Origin of the sequence: Rhizobium sp. 3T7, assembly GCF_020166565.1 — a bacterium.
In the GTDB taxonomy this organism is placed as follows: domain Bacteria; phylum Pseudomonadota; class Alphaproteobacteria; order Rhizobiales; family Rhizobiaceae; genus Rhizobium.
Genome location: NZ_JAIQXS010000026.1, coordinates 20319 through 37325 on the forward strand (window position 1 = coordinate 20319; position 17007 = coordinate 37325).

Consider the following 17007-nt stretch of genomic DNA (forward strand, 5'->3'; position numbering starts at 1 on the left):
TTGGCGGTGTTTTTCGAAAAATCGGCTTCCCAACTGGCACGATAACTGCATCATGACGCAAAGCAGGCCTGAGCCTGTTTTTAACGGGAGAAGCGGAGAGTCATTTTCTCATGAAAAAGATCGAAGCGATCATTAAGCCCTTCAAGCTCGACGAAGTGAAGGAAGCCCTTCAGGAAGTTGGCCTGCAGGGTATTACAGTTACGGAAGCGAAGGGCTTCGGTCGCCAGAAGGGCCATACGGAACTCTACCGTGGCGCGGAATATGTCGTCGATTTCCTACCGAAGGTGAAAGTGGAAGTCGTTCTCGCAGATGAGAACGCGGAAGCCGTCATCGACGCGATCCGCAAGGCCGCCCAAACCGGCCGCATTGGCGACGGCAAGATTTTCGTGTCCAATGTCGAAGAGGTTATCCGCATCCGTACCGGCGAAACCGGTATCGACGCTATCTAACTTTATCGCCTTCCGGCGAACCATCGTCATCTCAAATAAAGGAACTATTTAATGGCGACCGCAAGCGAAATTCTTAAGCAAATCAAGGAAAACGACGTCAAGTTCGTGGACCTGCGCTTCACCGATCCAAAGGGCAAGCTGCAGCATGTGACGATGGACGTCGTCTGTGTCGACGAGGACATGTTCGCTGATGGCGTCATGTTCGACGGTTCCTCGATCGCTGGCTGGAAGGCCATTAACGAATCCGACATGGTGCTGATGCCGGACCCGGAAACGGTTCATATGGACCCGTTTTTCGCGCAGTCCACCATGGTCATTCTTTGCGATATTCTCGACCCGGTTTCTGGCGAAGCCTATAACCGCGATCCGCGCGGCACTGCCAAGAAGGCTGAGGCTTACCTGAAAGCATCCGGCATCGGCGACACCGTCTTCGTTGGTCCGGAAGCAGAATTCTTCGTTTTCGACGACGTTCGCTACAAAGCTGATCCCTACAATACCGGCTTCAAGCTTGACTCCACGGAGCTGCCGTCAAACGACGACACCGAATATGAAACAGGCAACCTTGGTCACCGTCCGCGTGTCAAGGGCGGCTACTTCCCGGTTCCGCCGATCGACAGCTGCCAGGACATGCGTTCGGAAATGCTGACGGTTTTGTCGGAAATGGGCGTCGTCGTCGAAAAGCATCACCATGAAGTGGCTGCTGCCCAGCACGAACTCGGCATCAAGTTCGACACGCTCGTTCGCAACGCCGATAAGATGCAGATCTACAAGTACGTCGTGCACCAGGTCGCCAACGCCTATGGCAAGACGGCGACCTTCATGCCGAAGCCGATCTTCGGCGACAACGGCTCGGGCATGCACGTGCATCAGTCGATCTGGAAGGGCGGCAAGCCGACCTTCGCGGGCGACGAATACGCAGGCCTGTCCGAAACCTGCCTCTACTACATCGGCGGCATCATCAAGCACGCCAAGGCAATCAACGCTTTCACCAATCCGTCGACGAACTCCTACAAACGTCTCGTCCCGGGCTATGAAGCACCGGTTCTGCTGGCCTACTCGGCCCGCAACCGTTCCGCTTCGTGCCGCATTCCGTTCGGCACCAACCCGAAGGCAAAGCGCGTCGAAGTGCGCTTCCCGGATCCGATGGCTAACCCCTACCTCGCCTTCGCTGCGATGCTGATGGCCGGCCTCGATGGCATCAAGAACAAGATCCATCCGGGCAAGGCCATGGACAAGGACCTTTACGACCTGCCGCCGAAGGAGCTGAAGAAGATCCCGACGGTCTGCGGCTCGCTGCGCGAAGCGCTGGAAAGCCTCGACAAGGACCGCAAGTTCCTGACGGCCGGTGGTGTTTTCGATGATGACCAGATCGATTCCTTCATCGAGCTGAAGATGGCCGAAGTGATGCGCTTCGAGATGACGCCGCATCCGGTCGAGTACGACATGTACTACTCGGCTTGATCATCAAGAAGCGAAGCCCCGGCTCGGTCGGGGCTTCGTCTGTCGATGTCATGGCTGCCAAGAGGTGGATGTGACACTCATGTGACGAGATCTCGCACAAATCTTGATTTGAGTGAGGCCAATCACCAAATCAGGTGATGAAAGGAAGTCGTACCATGAAAGAAAGAGTAGCTAAGTTTAGTATCGGTGAAGTGGTTCGGCACAAGGTATTTCCGTTTCGCGGCGTGATCTTCGATGTCGATCCGGAATTTGCGAATACGGAAGAATGGTGGAATTCCATTCCCGCCGAGGTGCGCCCCAGCAAGGATCAGCCCTTCTACCATCTGCTAGCTGAGAATGATGAAAACGAATACGTTGCCTACGTATCCGAGCAGAACCTGGTGAACGACGAGAGCGGCGTGCCGCTCCGCAATGAACAGGTCTATCAGATTTTCGATATGGCACCGACGGGGCAGTTCAAACCCAAGATGAACTTCGCCCACTAACGTTCAGTGCCATCTTCCAAAACCCCGCTCAACGCGGGGTTTTTCTTTGCCTGGATCATGAAACAAAAAAACCCGGCCAACGCCGGGTTTTCGTAAGGTCATACGGTTCGGAATTACTGAGCCTTGGCAGCCTTCTGGGCTTCTTCGAGCTTCTTGCGCGCTTCGTCAGCCTTCTTCTGCATGCTGTCCTGCAGGCTCTTCTGGCTTTCGGCGAGCTTGGAAGCGGATACCGCTTCGCCATCGAATGCGCCGGTGAAGCCTTCGAGCGAAATCTTGATCGGGTTCGGCGCGCGGCGGAAGTTGATCGAGGTCAGCACCAGATCGGTGCCCTTCTTCAGGCTGGCGACCATGGCGTCGGTCAGCGGGATCTGGGCGACGCAACGGTCAGGCATGCACATCAGGTAATCAATCTTCTGGGCCTTGCCGCCGTCGATCTGCATCGCGACGCCTGGCGGGATCAGACGGGCCGGCGGCACCGAAACCTGAAGGCTCTTGTTGTTAATCTTGCCGGAGACGCTGATGAGGCCGACGCCCGTAACGAGCTGGCCACCGCCTGCGAGAACGACGTTCTGGACGACACAGACGTCGTTGTCTTCCTGCTTGCTGCAGGTCTTGTACCAGCCGAGACGCGGGGCGCCGGCAGCCGTGGCGGGAGCGTCGGCGGAGGCCGCCGCATCCTGCGCGAAGGACGATACGGGAGCTGCTGCAGCACCAAGCATCACTGCCAGAACGGACAGGGCTGCCCGCGTTTTGTTTTCAGCCTTGAACATCATAACGAATTCCGTCTCCTGAAATCCCTTAGGGACGACAACGTGCCATCCTCACCAACAGGGTTGTTCGCACTCCACCTCTTAAAACAATGAGGCAAATGCATGACCCCCCGACTTCGGGTTCCCCTGTTACATTGCGTCGGGTCAGATATCCAGTATTTCTTTGACCTTTTCAGGGTCATCCGAAAGAATTCGGCGCGGATGGTGAATTGCGGTGGCTGCGTGATAGTCTTGCGCCGAATCGTGCCGTTCCCGAAAGGACCTCAACGATGCTCCGGATCGTTCTTCCTGTCATTTTCACCTTGGTTGGCAGTGCAGCTCTCGCCGAGCCGGTGCATGGCATCGCGATGCACGGCGCGCCGGCCCTGCCCGCCGATTTCAAGCATCTTCCCTACGCCAATCCCGATGTGAAAAAGGGCGGGAAGATCAGTTATGGCGTCGTTGGAACCTTCGACAGCCTCAACCCCTTCATCTTGAAAAGTATGCGCACGACGGCGCGCGGCATGTGGGATCCGGAATACGGGAACCTCGTCTTCGAAACGCTGATGCTTCGCTCGCGTGACGAACCCTTCACCCTTTACGGCCTGCTGGCCCAGTCCGTCGAATGGGATGAGGACCGGACCTATATCCAGTTTAATCTTAATCCGGCCGCCAAGTGGTCGGACGGCCAGCCGGTGACACCGGATGACGTGATTTTCACCTTCAATCTTTTGAGGGAAAAGGGCCGCGTTCCCTTCAGCACGCGACTGAATGCCGTCGACAAGATGGAGAGGGTCGGAGACCACAGTGTTCGCTTTACCTTCAACGACAAGGCCGATCGCGAATTCCCGCTGATTCTGGCCGGCTCGACGCCGATCCTGCCGAGACATGCCATCGACCCGGAGACATTCGATCGTTCGTCGCTCACGCCTCCCGTGGGGTCCGGGCCCTACAAGGTCAAATCACTGAAGCCTGGCGAAAGCATCACCTTCGAGCGCGATCCCAACTACTGGGGCAAGGACATTCCGGCAAAGGTCGGTCTCGACAACTACGATCAGATAACAGTCCAGTATTTTTTGCAGGACACGACGCTCTTTGAGTCCTTCAAGAAGGGCGATATCGACATCTACCCGGACGGCAGTCCCGGCCACTGGGCAAGCGCCTACAACTTCCCTGCTGTCACTTCGGGCAACGTTGTCAAGGACACGTTCGAGCCGAAGCTGCCGAGCGGCATGTTCGGCTTCGTTTTCAACACCCGGCGGCCGGTCTTTGCCAACGCGAAGCTTCGCGAGGGGCTGTCGCTGATCTTCGATTTCGAATGGGCGAACAAGAACCTCTTCTCGAACGCCTATATCCGCACCCAGAGCTTCTGGCAGAACTCCGACCTGTCGAGCTTCGGAGTGCCGGCTGACGAACGCGAGCTGAAGCTTCTCGGGCCGATCAAGGATCGAATCGATCCGGCGATTCTTGACGGTACCTACAAACTTCCCGTGACCGATGGTTCGGGCCGCGATCGCAATGTCCTGAAACAAGCGGCAGCACTCCTCAAGGAAGCAGGCTACACGATCAAGAATGGTAAGATGAGCGACGCTGGCGACCGGCCGCTTTCTTTCGAGATCATGACGCAGAACACCGACCAGGAGAAGCTGGCGGTGTCCTATCAGCGCTCGCTGCAACTGCTCGGCATTGCCGCGACGATCCGCACGGTGGACGATTCCCAATATCAGAGCCGTACTAGCAGTTTTGACTATGACGTGATCGTCAAGTCCTACACCTCATCCCTGTCTCCCGGCATCGAACAGCTGGGACGTTGGTCTTCAGCGGCCAAGGAGCGGGACGGCACCGACAACTTCGCCGGAGTTGCCGACCCTGACGTCGATACGCTGATCCAGCATATCCTCACCGCTCGCTCGGCAGAGGATTTTACCGCCGCGGTGCGTTCGCACGATCGCATGCTGTTATCGGGACACTATGTCTTGCCGCTTTATCACGTTGACAAGCAATGGGTTGCGCGCAGCAAGAGGATCGGTCATCCCGACATCGTGCCCCTCTACGGCTACCAGCTGCCAGCCTGGTGGGATCAGAGCGTCCAATAGACGGTTCCCTTTTCCTGCCTGGTTGAAGTCTCCAGCCACAAGGCCTAGATGGCGGAAGGTTTCGATTTCAGGAAAAAGGGAAAAGCCCATGGAACGCATTACCATCGACGTCGTCTCTGACGTCGTCTGCCCGTGGTGCTATCTCGGCAAGGCACGGTTGGAACTCGCGATTGCTGAAGTTCAGGACGAGGTCGGCGTCGACATCAACTGGCGCCCCTATCGCCTCAACCCCGACTATCCGCCGGAAGGCGTCGACCAGAAGAAGGCGCTCGAGCAGAAGCTTGGCGGTGCCGAGCGTGTCGCTCAAGGGCACAAGACGCTGAGTGAACTCGGTCGTGAGGTGGGGATCAAGTTCGACTTCGACGCGATCAAGATCGGTCCGAATACGCTCGATGCGCATCGTTTGGTCCATTGGGCGATGGTTGAGGATCGCGAGAAGCAGGACCATATTGTCAATGCTCTCTTCAGAGCGAATTTCGAGGAAGGGCGCAATGTCGGCGACCATGCCGTCCTGCTCGATATCGCAGAGAAGGCCGGCATGGACCGAGCCGTCATCTCCTCCCTGCTGGCGTCCGATGCGGACAAGGATCTGGTGATCGCGGAGATCGAGGCCGCGCAGACGATGGGGGTGAACGGCGTCCCCTTCTTCATCTTCGATCAACAGTATGCCGTCAGCGGTGCGCAGACGCCTGATGTGTTGGCGGGCGCGCTTCGCGACATCGCCAAGGCGAAGGCCGAAGCGCGCGCAGGCATGAACTGAACGTCCTTACGTCTTCGCCATTTCCGCGAGCTGCGTCATGATGACGGCTGCGCCCTGCAGCCGTTTTTCAGGCGTCGGCAGATCACGTGTGAGGAACACGCTTTGGTCCGGTCGGATCTTCGCCATCGTTCCCTGCTTGGCGATATAGCCGACCAGGTTTGCAGGATTCGGAAACTCCTTGTTTCGGAACTGGATGACCACGCCCTTGGGACCTGCATCCAGCTTCTCGACGTTGGCGACGCGGCAGAGCGATTTCACATAGACGATCTTCAGGAGGTGTTGGACCTCGATCGGCATCGGGCCGAAGCGGTCGATCATCTCGGCGCCGAAGGCGTCGATTTCCTTCAGTTCCGTAATCTCCCCGAGGCGGCGATAGAGTGCCATGCGCAGGTGCAAATCGGGCACGTAGCCATCCGGGATCATGACCGACGTTCCGACCGAGATCTGCGGCGACCAGCCGCTATCCTGGATCTCATCCACGCCCTTCACCTCGGCAACGGCTTCTTCCAGCATCTGCTGGTAAAGTTCGAAGCCGACTTCCTTGATATGGCCGGACTGCTCTTCGCCGAGCAGGTTGCCGGCGCCGCGAATATCGAGATCGTGGCTGGCAAGCTGGAAGCCGGCGCCCAGCGTATCGAGCGACTGCAGCACCTTGAGGCGACGTTCCGCCGTCGCCGTCAGCACCTTGTTGACCGGCAGCGTGAAGAGCGCAAAGGCGCGCACCTTGGAGCGCCCGACACGACCGCGAAGCTGATAGAGCTGCGCCAGGCCGAACATATCGGCCCGGTGGACGATCAGCGTATTGGCAGTCGGCACGTCGAGGCCGGATTCCACGATCGTCGTTGATAGCAGTACGTCATAGCGGCCGTCGTAAAAGGCATTCATGATGTCCTCAAGTTCGCCGGCCGGCATCTGACCGTGCGCGACCGCGACCTTCAACTCCGGCACGTCAGACCGCAGGAACGCATGGACATCTTCGAGATCGGCAAGCCGCGGGCAGACATAGAAGCTTTGGCCGCCGCGATAATGCTCGCGCATCAGCGTTTCGCGGATGACAAGCGAATCGAACGGCGAAATGAAGGTACGAACAGCCATGCGGTCGACCGGCGGCGTCGTGATCAGCGACAGCTCGCGCACGCCAGTCATCGCAAGCTGCAGCGTGCGCGGGATCGGTGTTGCCGAAAGCGTCAGAACGTGGACGTCGCTCTTCAGCTCTTTCAGACGCTCCTTGTGCTTGACGCCGAAATGCTGCTCTTCGTCGATGATCAGCAGCCCGAGATTGGCAAACTTGATCCCGGCGCCGAGAAGCGCATGGGTGCCGACGACGATATCCGTTTTGCCCTCCGCGACTTCCTTCTTCGTCAACGCCAGTTCCTTCGACCCGACGAGGCGCGAGGCCTGCTGGATGCGCACAGGCAATCCACGGAATCGCTCGGCGAAGGTCTTGAAGTGCTGGCGCGCCAGCAGCGTTGTCGGCACGACGACAGCAACCTGAATGCCGTTCATCGCGGCCACGAAGGCGGCACGAAGCGCCACCTCCGTCTTGCCGAAGCCGACATCGCCGCAGACGAGACGATCCATCGGTCGACCAGCCCCAAGGTCAGAGCGCACAGCCTCGATGGCGTTGTCCTGGTCTTCCGTTTCGTCATAGGGGAAGCGGGCGGCGAATTCGTCGTAGAGCCCTTCCGGCGTCGTCAACACGGGCGCATGGCGTGTCAGGCGTTCGGCGGCGATGCGGATCAGGGCGTCCGCCATGTCGAGCAGCCGTTTCTTGAGCTTGGCCTTGCGCATCTGCCATGCGCCGCCCCCAAGCTTGTCGAGCTGCGTTTCCGTCCCCTCGCCGCCAAAGCGTGATAGAAGATCGATGTTCTCCACCGGCAGGAACAGCTTCGCGTCATCTGCGTACTGCAGTTCGAGGCAGGCATGCGGTGCGCCGGCCGCTTCGATGGTCCGCAGGCCTACAAATCGACCAATACCATGCTGCGCGTGGACGACGACCGAACCTTCGTCGAGCCCGGCAACCTCGGAGATGAAATCAGCAGCGCGTTTGCGCCGCTTCGAACGCCGCACCATGCGGTCGCCGAGGATGTCCTGCTCGCCGATGACGACGAGATTGCCGACTTCAAATCCGGATTCGAGACTGAGTACGCTGGCCGCCGCCTCGCCTTTGGCAAGGCTGTCCATCTCCTTCAGTGCGTCGATCGGCTTCACGCGCTCGAGCCCGTGCTCGTTCAGTACCTGCAGCAGACGCTCCAGTGAGCCTTCCGTCCAGGCGGTAATCAGCACCTTTGCGCCGGATGAGCGCTTGTCGGCAATGTGCTTGACGACAGCGTCGAACACATTAATGCGTTCGGCGTTGCCACCACCCTCAGCGTTAGAGCGTGCCCAACGCTCGCCCTGCCGGGCGTCGAGATTGACGACGCGACGCGCATCCCCCTCATGCTCGTTGAAGGGTGAAATACGCATCGCATTGAACGCGTCGAGCGTGTTGGCGAAAGTCTTTCCGTCCAAATAGAGTTGGCCGGGTGTCACGGGCTTGTAGGGTGTTCCTTGCGCCATCTGCCCCTTGCCGGGCTGTCCGGAATTCAGGCGGGCGTCATAATAGTCGAAGACAAGCTTGGAACGCTCGTCGGCAGCCTGGCGCACCGTGTGATCGGTGACCAGTCGAAAACCTTTGAGGTAGTCAAACACCGTCTCCAGCTTCTCGTAGAAAAGCGGCAGCCAATGCTCCATGCCGGGATAGCGTCGCCCCTCCGATATGGCGAGATAGAGCGCATCGTCGCGTGTCGCCGCGCCGAACGAGGAGAGGTAACCCTTGCGGAAACGGCTGATGGTATCGGGTGTCAGGGTAACTTCGCTCATCGGGTTGAGGTCGAGTGAGCGGACTTGCCCTGTTGTGCGCTGGCTTGCCGGATCGAAGCTGCGGATGCTTTCCAGCGTGTCGCCGAAGAAGTCGAGGCGAACAGGTTCCTCGGAACCCGGCACGAAGACATCCAGAATGCCGCCACGAACTGCATATTCGCCAACCTCGCGCACCGTAGCGACGCGGTCGAAGCCGTTGCGTTCCAACCGCCCGGCGATGTCGTCCATGCGCACGGTGTTTCCCGGACGTGCCGAGAAGGCGAGGCTCTCGATGATCTCCTGCGGGGCGACCTTTTGCAGCATTGCATTAACGGTCACCAGCACGATCGCAGCGTGTGGCTTCTTGTGATGCGCGATCAGACCGCCCAGTGCCGCAAGACGGCGCGCAGATGTGTCGGCGCTCGGTGAAACGCGGTCGTAAGGAAGACAGTCCCAGGCCGGCAAGGTGAGGACCGGGATCTCGGGCGCAACGAAGCCGAGCATCTGTTCCAGGTCCACCATCCGCTGGCCATCAGAAAGCACGTAGGCGACCGGCTCGCCGGCGCGTGCCAGATTGGCCAGCAACAGGGCCTCCATACCTGTGGGCACGTTGCCGATCGTCAACGGTTCGGCGACAGCTGACAGCTTCTTTGCGTCAAGACCTGGGATCATTAGGCGTTCCTGGGCAGGGCGTCGGCTGGATATTCGAAATCCGGCTTGTAAGAGGCAAGGCGTGCGAACATCGGCGTCTGGAAACGCTCGGGCACCGGCCATGTTCCCATGATCCAGCGCACGAGATCGTTATCCTCTTCGGCCATGATGGTTTCGAACTCGTCGAGCTCGGTCTCCGACAGGGTGGCGATCTCCTTCTCGGCGAACTGCCCGAAGACCAGATCCATCTCGCGGATACCGCGATGCCAGCAGCGAAAGAGAATTCGGCGGCGGCGCGGATCAAGATCGGCGCTCGAGAGTGACACACCCGTCATGGCATTACCTTCCTGTTGATGCGCCTCTATAGCCCCTCGAAAGCGGCTTGTCAGCCTTGCCAAGGCCGCATTGTTCATCGCATTTTGCCGCCATGCGCCCCGCCATACTCGATCCGCTGTTTTCGCCCGTTTCCGCCCTGCCCGGCGTCGGCCCAAAGATCGCCGAGCTGCTGGTAAAGCTGCTTGGGCGCGAAACGCCTGACGAGACGCGCGTCGTCGATCTGCTGTTTCATGCGCCACATTCCCTTATCGACCGCCGAAACCAGCCGGGTATCGCTCGCGCGCCTCACGGCGCCATTGTCACGGTCACGGCATGGGTGGATCGCCACCAGGCACCGCCGCGCGGCAAGAGCAACATTCCGTACCGCGTCATCCTGCACGACGAGACGGGCGAACTGACGCTTGTCTTCTTCCGCGGCCAAGCGGCATGGCTGGAAAAGCAGCTCCCCTTGGACGAGGAGGTAACCGTCAGCGGCAAGATTGACTGGTTCAATGGCCGTGCGTCGATGGTCCATCCCGACTACATCGTGAAGGCCAACGAAGCGGAGAACCTGCCTCTCGTCGAGCCGATCTATCCACTCACCGCAGGTCTTTCCCCGAAGACCCTGCGCAAGATCATCGAAGCGGCGCTGCCGCGCACGCCGGAACTGCCAGAATGGATCGACTTGGCTCTAGCCCAGAAGCAGGGTCTGCCCTCGATATTAGATGCTTTCCACGGGCTGCACGAACCACGCGATCCCTCGGATATCGATGCACAAGCCCCTGCCCGTCGCCGTCTCGCCTATGACGAATTCCTCGCGGGCCAACTTTCGCTGAGCCTCGTCCGCCAGCGCCTGCGCAAGGTCACCGGCCAGCCCGTGCACGCCACCGGCCAAGTCAGTAAGCAGATCCTCCAGGCCTTGCCGTTTTCGCCGACCAACAGCCAGAATGCCGCGATTGCCGATATCCTGAAGGACATGGCCGGCGATGACCGCATGCTGCGCCTGCTGCAGGGGGATGTCGGCTCGGGCAAGACGCTGGTCGCGCTGATGGCGATGGCGGCTGTCATTGAAAGCGGCGGCCAGGCCGTCCTCATGGCGCCGACTGAAATCCTTGCCCGCCAGCACCACGCAACGATCTCGAAATTTGCCGCATCCGCGGGCCTCGGCATAGAGGTGCTTACCGGCCGCACCAAGGGGCGCGAACGCGAAGACATCCTGGAAAGGATCGCATCGGGAGAGGCCCAGATCGTCATCGGCACCCACGCTCTCTTCCAGGACAGCGTCAACTACCGCAATCTGATGCTGGCCGTCGTTGACGAGCAGCACCGCTTCGGCGTCCACCAGCGCTTACGGCTGACGGCGAAGGGGATCACGCCGCATATGCTTGTCATGACGGCTACGCCGATCCCGCGAACCCTGGTGCTCGCTGCCTTTGGCGATATGGACGTCTCCAAGCTGACGGAAAAGCCCGCCGGCAGGAAACCGATACAGACGATCACGATTCCGACCGAACGTACAGGCGAGATCGTCGGTCGCCTGAAGAGTTCTTTGGCAGAAGGCAAGAAGGTTTACTGGATCTGCCCGCTCGTTGAGGAATCCGAAGAGAGCGATCTGATGTCGGTGGACGAGCGTCATGCAACGCTCGTTTCCTCGCTCGGTCCGGGCATCGGCGTGATCCACGGCCGCATGAGCGGCCCGGAAAAGGATGCCGTGATGATGGCGTTCAAGAGCGGCGAAATCCGCCTGCTGGTCGCAACGACTGTGGTGGAAGTCGGCGTCGATGTTCCCGATGCGACGATCATGGTGATCGAGCATGCCGAACGCTTCGGCCTGGCGCAGCTGCATCAGCTTCGCGGTCGTGTAGGACGCGGCGACGAGGCTTCGACCTGCATCCTGCTCTACAAGGGGCCGCTTGGCGAAACAGGTCATGCGCGCCTGTCGATCATGCGCGAAACCGAAGACGGCTTCCGCATCGCGGAGGAAGACCTGAAACTGCGCGGTGAAGGCGAACTACTTGGCACCCGGCAATCGGGAACACCGGGCTTTCGCATCGCAAGCCTGGAGGCGCATGCGGACCTTCTTGAGATTGCCCGCCGCGATGCGGCCTATCTGATCGAGCGCGATCCGGATCTGACGGGCGAGCGCGGCAAGGCCGTGCGCACCCTGCTCTACCTGTTCCGCCGCGACGAGGCGATCCGCTTCCTGCATGCGGGGTGAGCCGACGCGGCCCCGTGCTACATCTCGATGGGTGCCGGCAGCGGCTTGCGTGTCCGTTCTGGTTTCACCATGCGCCCGGCAAGCTCTTCCGGCGTGACCAGACCACCGGAGATCAAAAGTTTTGCGGCGTCCTCCGGTGACATGTCGAGCGGAACGATCTTTTCGCGCGGCGTGAAGATCAGAAATCCTGCAGTCGGCACCGGCGTTGGAGGCAGGAACACGCAGACCATATCCTGGCCCATCGCCTTGAACTTCGTCGCGATCTCGCCTTTGGCATCCGTTGAGATGAAGACGAGCGCCCAGAGGCCCGGGCTGGGATACTCGATGAGGCCGACCTTCTTGAAGGAGTTTGTCTTGTCCTTCAGCACGGTCTCGAAAATCTGCTTCACGCTCTGATAGATGCTGCGCACAAGTGGCACGCGCCGCACCAGCGACTCGCTGAACTGAACGATACTCTGGCCGATCAGGTTCTTACCGAGGAAGCCTATAAGCGTGATCGCGACAAGCGCAATCAGCAGCCCTGAGCCTGGCACCGCAAAGTTCAGGTAATTATCCGGGTCGTAGCGCGCCGGCAGGTACGGCTTAACCCAGCTGTCCGCCCACCGCACCACCGACCATGTCAGCCACAGCGTAATCGCGACCGGCGCACAAATGATGAGCCCCGCCAGAAAGTTGTTCCTGATGCGAGTGGCTATCGGCAATCGGGGCAGTTTTTCCGTCATCGCGTGCTGATAACTCCGTTGAGCAGGCCGGCTATCGGAAATCAGCTCCCCCATGCTTTCCTATCTGAAAAGCTGCCAGAAATTGCCAAGCCGCACAAGTCTTCAGGGGCCGCACAAGCGGTCACTCCACCGTGACCGACTTTGCGAGATTGCGCGGCTGATCGACGTCCGTGCCCATGAAAACGGCGGTATGGTAAGCAAGCAGTTGGATCGGCAGTGAGAAGATCATCGGTGCGATGATCTCGTTGACATCAGGCAGCACGATCGTCGCCATCGTAGGCAGCTTCGATGCCGCCGCGCCTGCTTCGTCGGTAATGAAAATGATGCGCCCGCCACGCGCGGCAACTTCCTGCATATTTGATACAGTCTTGTCGAAGAAGCGGTCAAACGGCGCGATCACAATGACCGGCATGTTTTCGTCGATCAGCGCAATCGGCCCGTGCTTGAGTTCGCCTGCGGCGTAACCTTCGGCATGGATATAGGAGATTTCCTTGAGCTTGAGGGCCCCTTCCATGGCAAGCGGGAAGCTCGTGCCACGGCCGAGATAGAGAACGTCGCGGCATTTCGAAAGCTCGCGCGACAGGCTCTCCATCTGCGGTTGGACGAGGTTCAGCACGCGGCTCATGATACGCGGCATTTCAGCGAGATGGCGGACCAGTTCCCTTTCCTGCTCCGCGCTGATTGTTCCTCTTGCCTTGCCGGCGCCGAGTGCCAGCGATGCCAGGACGGCCAACTGGCAGGTGAAAGCCTTCGTGGAGGCAACGCCTATCTCTGGGCCTGCCATGATCGGGAAAACGGCATCCGACTCACGGGCTATGGTCGATTCCTTGACGTTGACCACTGCCCCGATCCTCAGTCCGTTCTCCTTGCAGTAACGGAGCGATGCTAACGTGTCTGCCGTCTCGCCCGACTGCGAGATGAAGAGTGCGGCCTGCGAGGGCGAAAGCGGCATTTCGCGATAACGGAACTCGGATGCGACGTCGATCTCGACCGGCAGACGCGCGTAGCGCTCGAACCAGTATTTGCCGACGAGGCCGGCGAGATAGGCGGTTCCGCATGCCGAGATTGCCAGGCTGCTTGTGGCCTTGAAGTCGATCGCGTTGATGTTGTCGCTTATCGTGTTGCTGGCGAAGTCAACGTACTGGCTGAGGGCGTGCGAGATGACCTCAGGCTGCTCGTAGATTTCCTTCTCCATGAAGTGCCGGTGATTGCCCTTGTCCACCACGTAGGCAGTCGTTTGTGATATCTGCCGCGGGCGCTTCACCTCGTTGCCGGCGAAGTCGAGGATTGTCGCGCCGTCTCGCGTAAGTACGGCCCAGTCTCCATCGACGAGGTAGGTGACCTCATTGGTGAAGGGCGAAAGCGCGATCGCATCCGAGCCTAAGAACATTTCGCCTGAGCCGTAGCCCACCGCAAGTGGCGGGCCGGATCGTGCCGCCATGATCGTGTCGGGGGCGTTCTGGAGCATGATCGCAAGCGCGTAGGCGCCGGTTACCCGGTTCAGCATCTTGAGCATCGCCGCGCGGGGCTCGAGGCCGTCACGGAGATACTTCGCCATGAGGTGGGCAACGACCTCTGTGTCTGTCTGCGTCTCAAAGACGGCACCTTCGGCGGTCAACTCGTCACGCAGTTCGGAGAAGTTCTCGATGATTCCGTTATGGACGACCGCAACCCCCTCGACGAAATGCGGGTGTGCGTTGATCTCGTTGGGAATGCCATGCGTAGCCCAGCGCGTGTGCGCAATGCCGATGGTTCCCGGCAGTGGATCGCCGTCGAGGCGCTTTTCGAGATTGAAGAGCTTCCCCTCGGCGCGGCGGCGCGCCATCTCGCCGTTATGTATGGTGGCGACACCCGCCGAGTCATAGCCGCGGTACTCGAGCCGCTTCAGCGCATCAACAAGACGTCCCGCAACCGGGCTGCTTCCAACGATTCCAACAATACCGCACATAAAAGTCCCCAAAGCCTTCCGTATTGGAGGCCACTCGTAACGATTCTGTCTTTTTTCTCAATGGTCTCAGTGGTCACTTTCGGTTTCCGCGCGTTACGCTGAGGCTTATGCCTTGGTCTTCTTTGCAGCCTTGATCGCCAGTGCGCGTTCGCGGAGCACGGTTGCCCTGCCCGGCTTCAGTTCCTGGCGAGCACGGCCAAAGGCCAGCGCATCGGCAGGAACATCCACGGTGATGACGCTGCCGGAGGCCACGTAAGCGTTGTCGCCAATGCTGACTGGCGCCACAAGCGAGGAGTTCGATCCGATGAAGGTGTTCGCCCCAATCAGTGTTTCGTGCTTGTTGACGCCGTCATAGTTGCAGGTAATCGTGCCGGCACCGATATTCGCCCTGGCACCGATCTTCGCGTCGCCGATGTAGGTGAGGTGATTGACCTTGGCCCCCTCACCAATCTTCCCGTTCTTGACTTCGCAGAAATTGCCGACTTTCGAGCCGTTGGCGAGATCGGCACCCGGCCGCAGGCGAGCGAACGGGCCAACGGCTGCGCCGGCACTGACATGCGCGCCTTCGATGTGCGAGAATGCATGAATGACGGCGCCGCCGTCGATCGTCACGCCGGGGCCAAAGACGACGTTCGGCTCGATCAGCGCGTCTTGCCCGATTGCAGTGTCGTAGGAAAGAAACACGGTCTCCGGTGCGATCATCGTCACGCCAGCGATCATCATCTCGTGGCGTCGGCGCTCTTGCCACAGCCGCTCGATCACGGCGAGTTCCGCGCGATTGTTGCAGCCGGTCATTTCGATTTCGGGTGCGTCGACAGCGGTGACACGGCCGCCGACGGAACGGGCAATTTCCACGAGATCGGTCAGGTAGTATTCGCCCTTGGTATTGGCGTTGCCGATGCGGGATAGGAGATCGAGTGCCTTGCGGCCGTTGATCGCCATCAGGCCGCTATTGCACCATTTCACGGCACGTTCGGCATCTGTGGCATCCCTTTCCTCGCGGATGGCGATCAGTTCGCCATCCTTGACGAGCAGGCGGCCGTAGCCGGTCGGCCTGTCGGTATGAAAGCCGATGACCACTACATCGCTGCCCTCGGCAAGGCCCTGCCGTGCCGCCTTGAGCGGTCCCTCGGTCTGCAACGGAACATCGCCGTAGGTCACTATAATGTCGTCATATCCGCGCGCAATCGCCTCGCGCGCTGCCAGGACCGCATGACCGGTGCCGAGTCGCTCCCTCTGCAGGTAGGTTTCGATTTTGACATTCCCGACTTGGGCAGCCTTCGCCACTTCGTCGGCGTCGCGCCCGACGACGAGCGCGACCGATGAAATGTCGCTCTTTGCAACGGCATCCATAACATGGGCGATCATCGGGCGATTTGCGACTGGATGCAGCACTTTCGATTTCGACGACTTCATTCGCGTGCTATCACCTGCAGCGAGAATGACGGCGAGGCAAGTGCGTTCCATGATCTGCTCCGAGAATCCGTTGTGTGCGGCCTTGGCTGCCTCATAGCAGCAAGGAACGGGCGGGACAAAGCTCAAAATGGATTAGGCGGATGCCTTGCTCATCGCCGCATAGGCGTCGCGGACGTGATCGCGGCCGTCGATGATCACAATCTCCATGGCTTTTCGGGCGCCCTCGACATCGCCGGCGACGATCGCCTCGACGATGTGCATATGCGTATCGGCTATGTCTGAAAAGCCGTTCTGCGAGGGCGGTGTACTGATGCGGAACATGCCCACCAGCGCTGCCTCGATCAGACTCCCCAACGTTCGCATAAAGGGGTTGTGAGAGGCATCGGCTATGGCGAGGTGGAAATGCAGGTCGGCGAGAGCGAGGCTTTCGCTGGTATGGCCCAGAGCCGCCATCTCCGTTGCCAGCTCACGCAGGTGCTCAATGTCTTCCTTGCTCGCCCGCTCTGCGACGAGACCGGCGGCAAACGGCTCGAACGCTAGCCGGATGTCGTAAAGCTGCAGAAGGAATTCCTCCGTCACGCCGCTGTCGAAATGCCAGGCGATGATCTCACTGTCGAACATGTTCCAGAGGTTTTTTTCCGTCACGCGCGTGCCAACGCGAGCCTTGGCGACGATCATGCCTTTTGCAGCAAGCGTTTTCATCGTTTCGCGAAGGACGGTGCGTGAGACCTTGAAGCGCTGCGCAAGTTCGGCGTCACCCGGCAAAATGCTCCCGACAGGATAAGTTCCAGCAACGATCGCCCTGCCGAGCTCATCCACGACCTGTGCATGGCTCGTTCGCGATTTACGCCCTGTTTTTCCGGTCTCAAGCAATCTATTGCGCAACGAATACCTCC

The 17007-nt window shown here is 59.7% G+C and carries 13 protein-coding genes; 6 read left to right on the top strand and 7 right to left on the bottom strand.

Features of this window, described 5'->3' with window-relative positions:
* The first annotated feature begins 110 nt into the window (after window positions 1-110).
* The 3 genes from K9B32_RS25475 to hspQ all read left to right on the top strand — a co-directional run bounded on the left by K9B32_RS25475 (window position 111) and on the right by hspQ (window position 2395).
* Entirely contained in the window at window positions 111-449 is a 339-nt protein-coding gene (locus tag K9B32_RS25475; protein ID WP_003539626.1) for a P-II family nitrogen regulator, read from the top strand.
* A 51-nt stretch (window positions 450-500) separates the two neighbouring features.
* Window positions 501-1910 carry a type I glutamate--ammonia ligase gene (gene glnA / locus K9B32_RS25480; protein ID WP_007793591.1) on the top strand — a complete coding sequence of 470 codons (1410 nt, stop codon included), beginning with the start codon at window positions 501-503 and terminating at the stop codon, window positions 1908-1910.
* 155 nt (window positions 1911-2065) lie between these two features.
* Window positions 2066-2395, top strand: a complete 330-nt coding sequence (gene hspQ, locus K9B32_RS25485) for a heat shock protein HspQ (protein WP_007793594.1) — start codon at window positions 2066-2068, stop codon at window positions 2393-2395.
* A gap of 113 nt (window positions 2396-2508) precedes the next feature.
* On the opposite strand, the gene K9B32_RS25490 is transcribed toward hspQ, so the two are convergent.
* Entirely contained in the window at window positions 2509-3168 is a 660-nt protein-coding gene (locus tag K9B32_RS25490; RefSeq protein WP_007793597.1) for an invasion associated locus B family protein, read from the bottom strand.
* A 266-nt stretch (window positions 3169-3434) separates the two neighbouring features.
* Between K9B32_RS25490 and K9B32_RS25495 the strand changes: the two genes are divergently transcribed.
* Both K9B32_RS25495 and K9B32_RS25500 read left to right on the top strand, forming a co-directional pair.
* The gene (locus K9B32_RS25495) at window positions 3435-5240 is read left to right on the top strand and encodes an extracellular solute-binding protein (RefSeq protein ID WP_224567458.1); all 1806 of its coding nucleotides are present in this window, start codon (window positions 3435-3437) and stop codon (window positions 5238-5240) included.
* Window positions 5241-5328: 88 nt separating this feature from the next.
* Window positions 5329-6000: a DsbA family oxidoreductase gene (locus tag K9B32_RS25500; RefSeq protein ID WP_224567460.1), complete on the top strand. Its 672-nt coding sequence runs from the start codon at window positions 5329-5331 to the stop codon at window positions 5998-6000.
* 6 nt (window positions 6001-6006) lie between these two features.
* Here the strand turns inward: K9B32_RS25500 and mfd are convergent, their stop codons facing one another.
* Together mfd and K9B32_RS25510 are read right to left on the bottom strand one after the other, a co-directional pair.
* Window positions 6007-9513, bottom strand: a complete 3507-nt coding sequence (gene mfd / locus K9B32_RS25505; RefSeq protein ID WP_224567463.1) for a transcription-repair coupling factor — start codon at window positions 9511-9513, stop codon at window positions 6007-6009.
* On the bottom strand, window positions 9513-9827 hold the full coding sequence (locus K9B32_RS25510; RefSeq protein ID WP_224567466.1) for a succinate dehydrogenase assembly factor 2: 315 nt from the start codon (window positions 9825-9827) through the stop codon (window positions 9513-9515). Before K9B32_RS25510 ends, mfd begins: the two co-directional genes overlap by 1 nt.
* Window positions 9828-9919: 92 nt before the next feature.
* Here K9B32_RS25510 and recG point away from each other — a divergent pair, with 92 nt between their 5' ends.
* Entirely contained in the window at window positions 9920-12025 is a 2106-nt protein-coding gene (gene recG / locus K9B32_RS25515) for an ATP-dependent DNA helicase RecG (protein ID WP_224567469.1), read from the top strand.
* 17 nt (window positions 12026-12042) lie between these two features.
* Here the strand turns inward: recG and K9B32_RS25520 are convergent, their stop codons facing one another.
* The 4 genes from K9B32_RS25520 to K9B32_RS25535 form a co-directional block, all read right to left on the bottom strand.
* Window positions 12043-12747: a DUF502 domain-containing protein gene (locus K9B32_RS25520; RefSeq protein WP_224567472.1), complete on the bottom strand. Its 705-nt coding sequence runs from the start codon at window positions 12745-12747 to the stop codon at window positions 12043-12045.
* 121 nt (window positions 12748-12868) lie between these two features.
* Entirely contained in the window at window positions 12869-14695 is a 1827-nt protein-coding gene (gene glmS, locus K9B32_RS25525) for a glutamine--fructose-6-phosphate transaminase (isomerizing) (protein ID WP_224567475.1), read from the bottom strand.
* A gap of 105 nt (window positions 14696-14800) precedes the next feature.
* Window positions 14801-16162: a bifunctional UDP-N-acetylglucosamine diphosphorylase/glucosamine-1-phosphate N-acetyltransferase GlmU gene (gene glmU, locus K9B32_RS25530; RefSeq protein ID WP_224567478.1), complete on the bottom strand. Its 1362-nt coding sequence runs from the start codon at window positions 16160-16162 to the stop codon at window positions 14801-14803.
* An 81-nt stretch (window positions 16163-16243) separates the two neighbouring features.
* Window positions 16244-16996 (bottom strand): FadR/GntR family transcriptional regulator, encoded by a 753-nt coding sequence (locus K9B32_RS25535; protein ID WP_224567481.1) that lies wholly within the window; start codon window positions 16994-16996, stop codon window positions 16244-16246.
* Window positions 16997-17007 lie beyond the last annotated feature (11 nt).

Bases quoted from the DNA above. Each gene is read 5' to 3' on its own strand.
- recG (WP_224567469.1), top strand. From the start codon at position 9,920: ATGCGCCCCGCCATACTCGATCCGCTGTTTTCGCCCGTTTCCGCCCTG.
- K9B32_RS25520 (WP_224567472.1), bottom strand. From the start codon at position 12,747: ATGACGGAAAAACTGCCCCGATTGCCGATAGCCACTCGCATCAGGAAC.
- glmU (WP_224567478.1), bottom strand. From the start codon at position 16,162: ATGGAACGCACTTGCCTCGCCGTCATTCTCGCTGCAGGTGATAGCACG.
- K9B32_RS25475 (WP_003539626.1), top strand. From the start codon at position 111: ATGAAAAAGATCGAAGCGATCATTAAGCCCTTCAAGCTCGACGAAGTG.
- K9B32_RS25495 (WP_224567458.1), top strand. From the start codon at position 3,435: ATGCTCCGGATCGTTCTTCCTGTCATTTTCACCTTGGTTGGCAGTGCA.
- mfd (WP_224567463.1), bottom strand. From the start codon at position 9,513: ATGATCCCAGGTCTTGACGCAAAGAAGCTGTCAGCTGTCGCCGAACCG.
- K9B32_RS25510 (WP_224567466.1), bottom strand. From the start codon at position 9,827: ATGACGGGTGTGTCACTCTCGAGCGCCGATCTTGATCCGCGCCGCCGC.
- hspQ (WP_007793594.1), top strand. From the start codon at position 2,066: ATGAAAGAAAGAGTAGCTAAGTTTAGTATCGGTGAAGTGGTTCGGCAC.
- K9B32_RS25490 (WP_007793597.1), bottom strand. From the start codon at position 3,168: ATGATGTTCAAGGCTGAAAACAAAACGCGGGCAGCCCTGTCCGTTCTG.
- glnA (WP_007793591.1), top strand. From the start codon at position 501: ATGGCGACCGCAAGCGAAATTCTTAAGCAAATCAAGGAAAACGACGTC.
- K9B32_RS25500 (WP_224567460.1), top strand. From the start codon at position 5,329: ATGGAACGCATTACCATCGACGTCGTCTCTGACGTCGTCTGCCCGTGG.
- glmS (WP_224567475.1), bottom strand. From the start codon at position 14,695: ATGTGCGGTATTGTTGGAATCGTTGGAAGCAGCCCGGTTGCGGGACGT.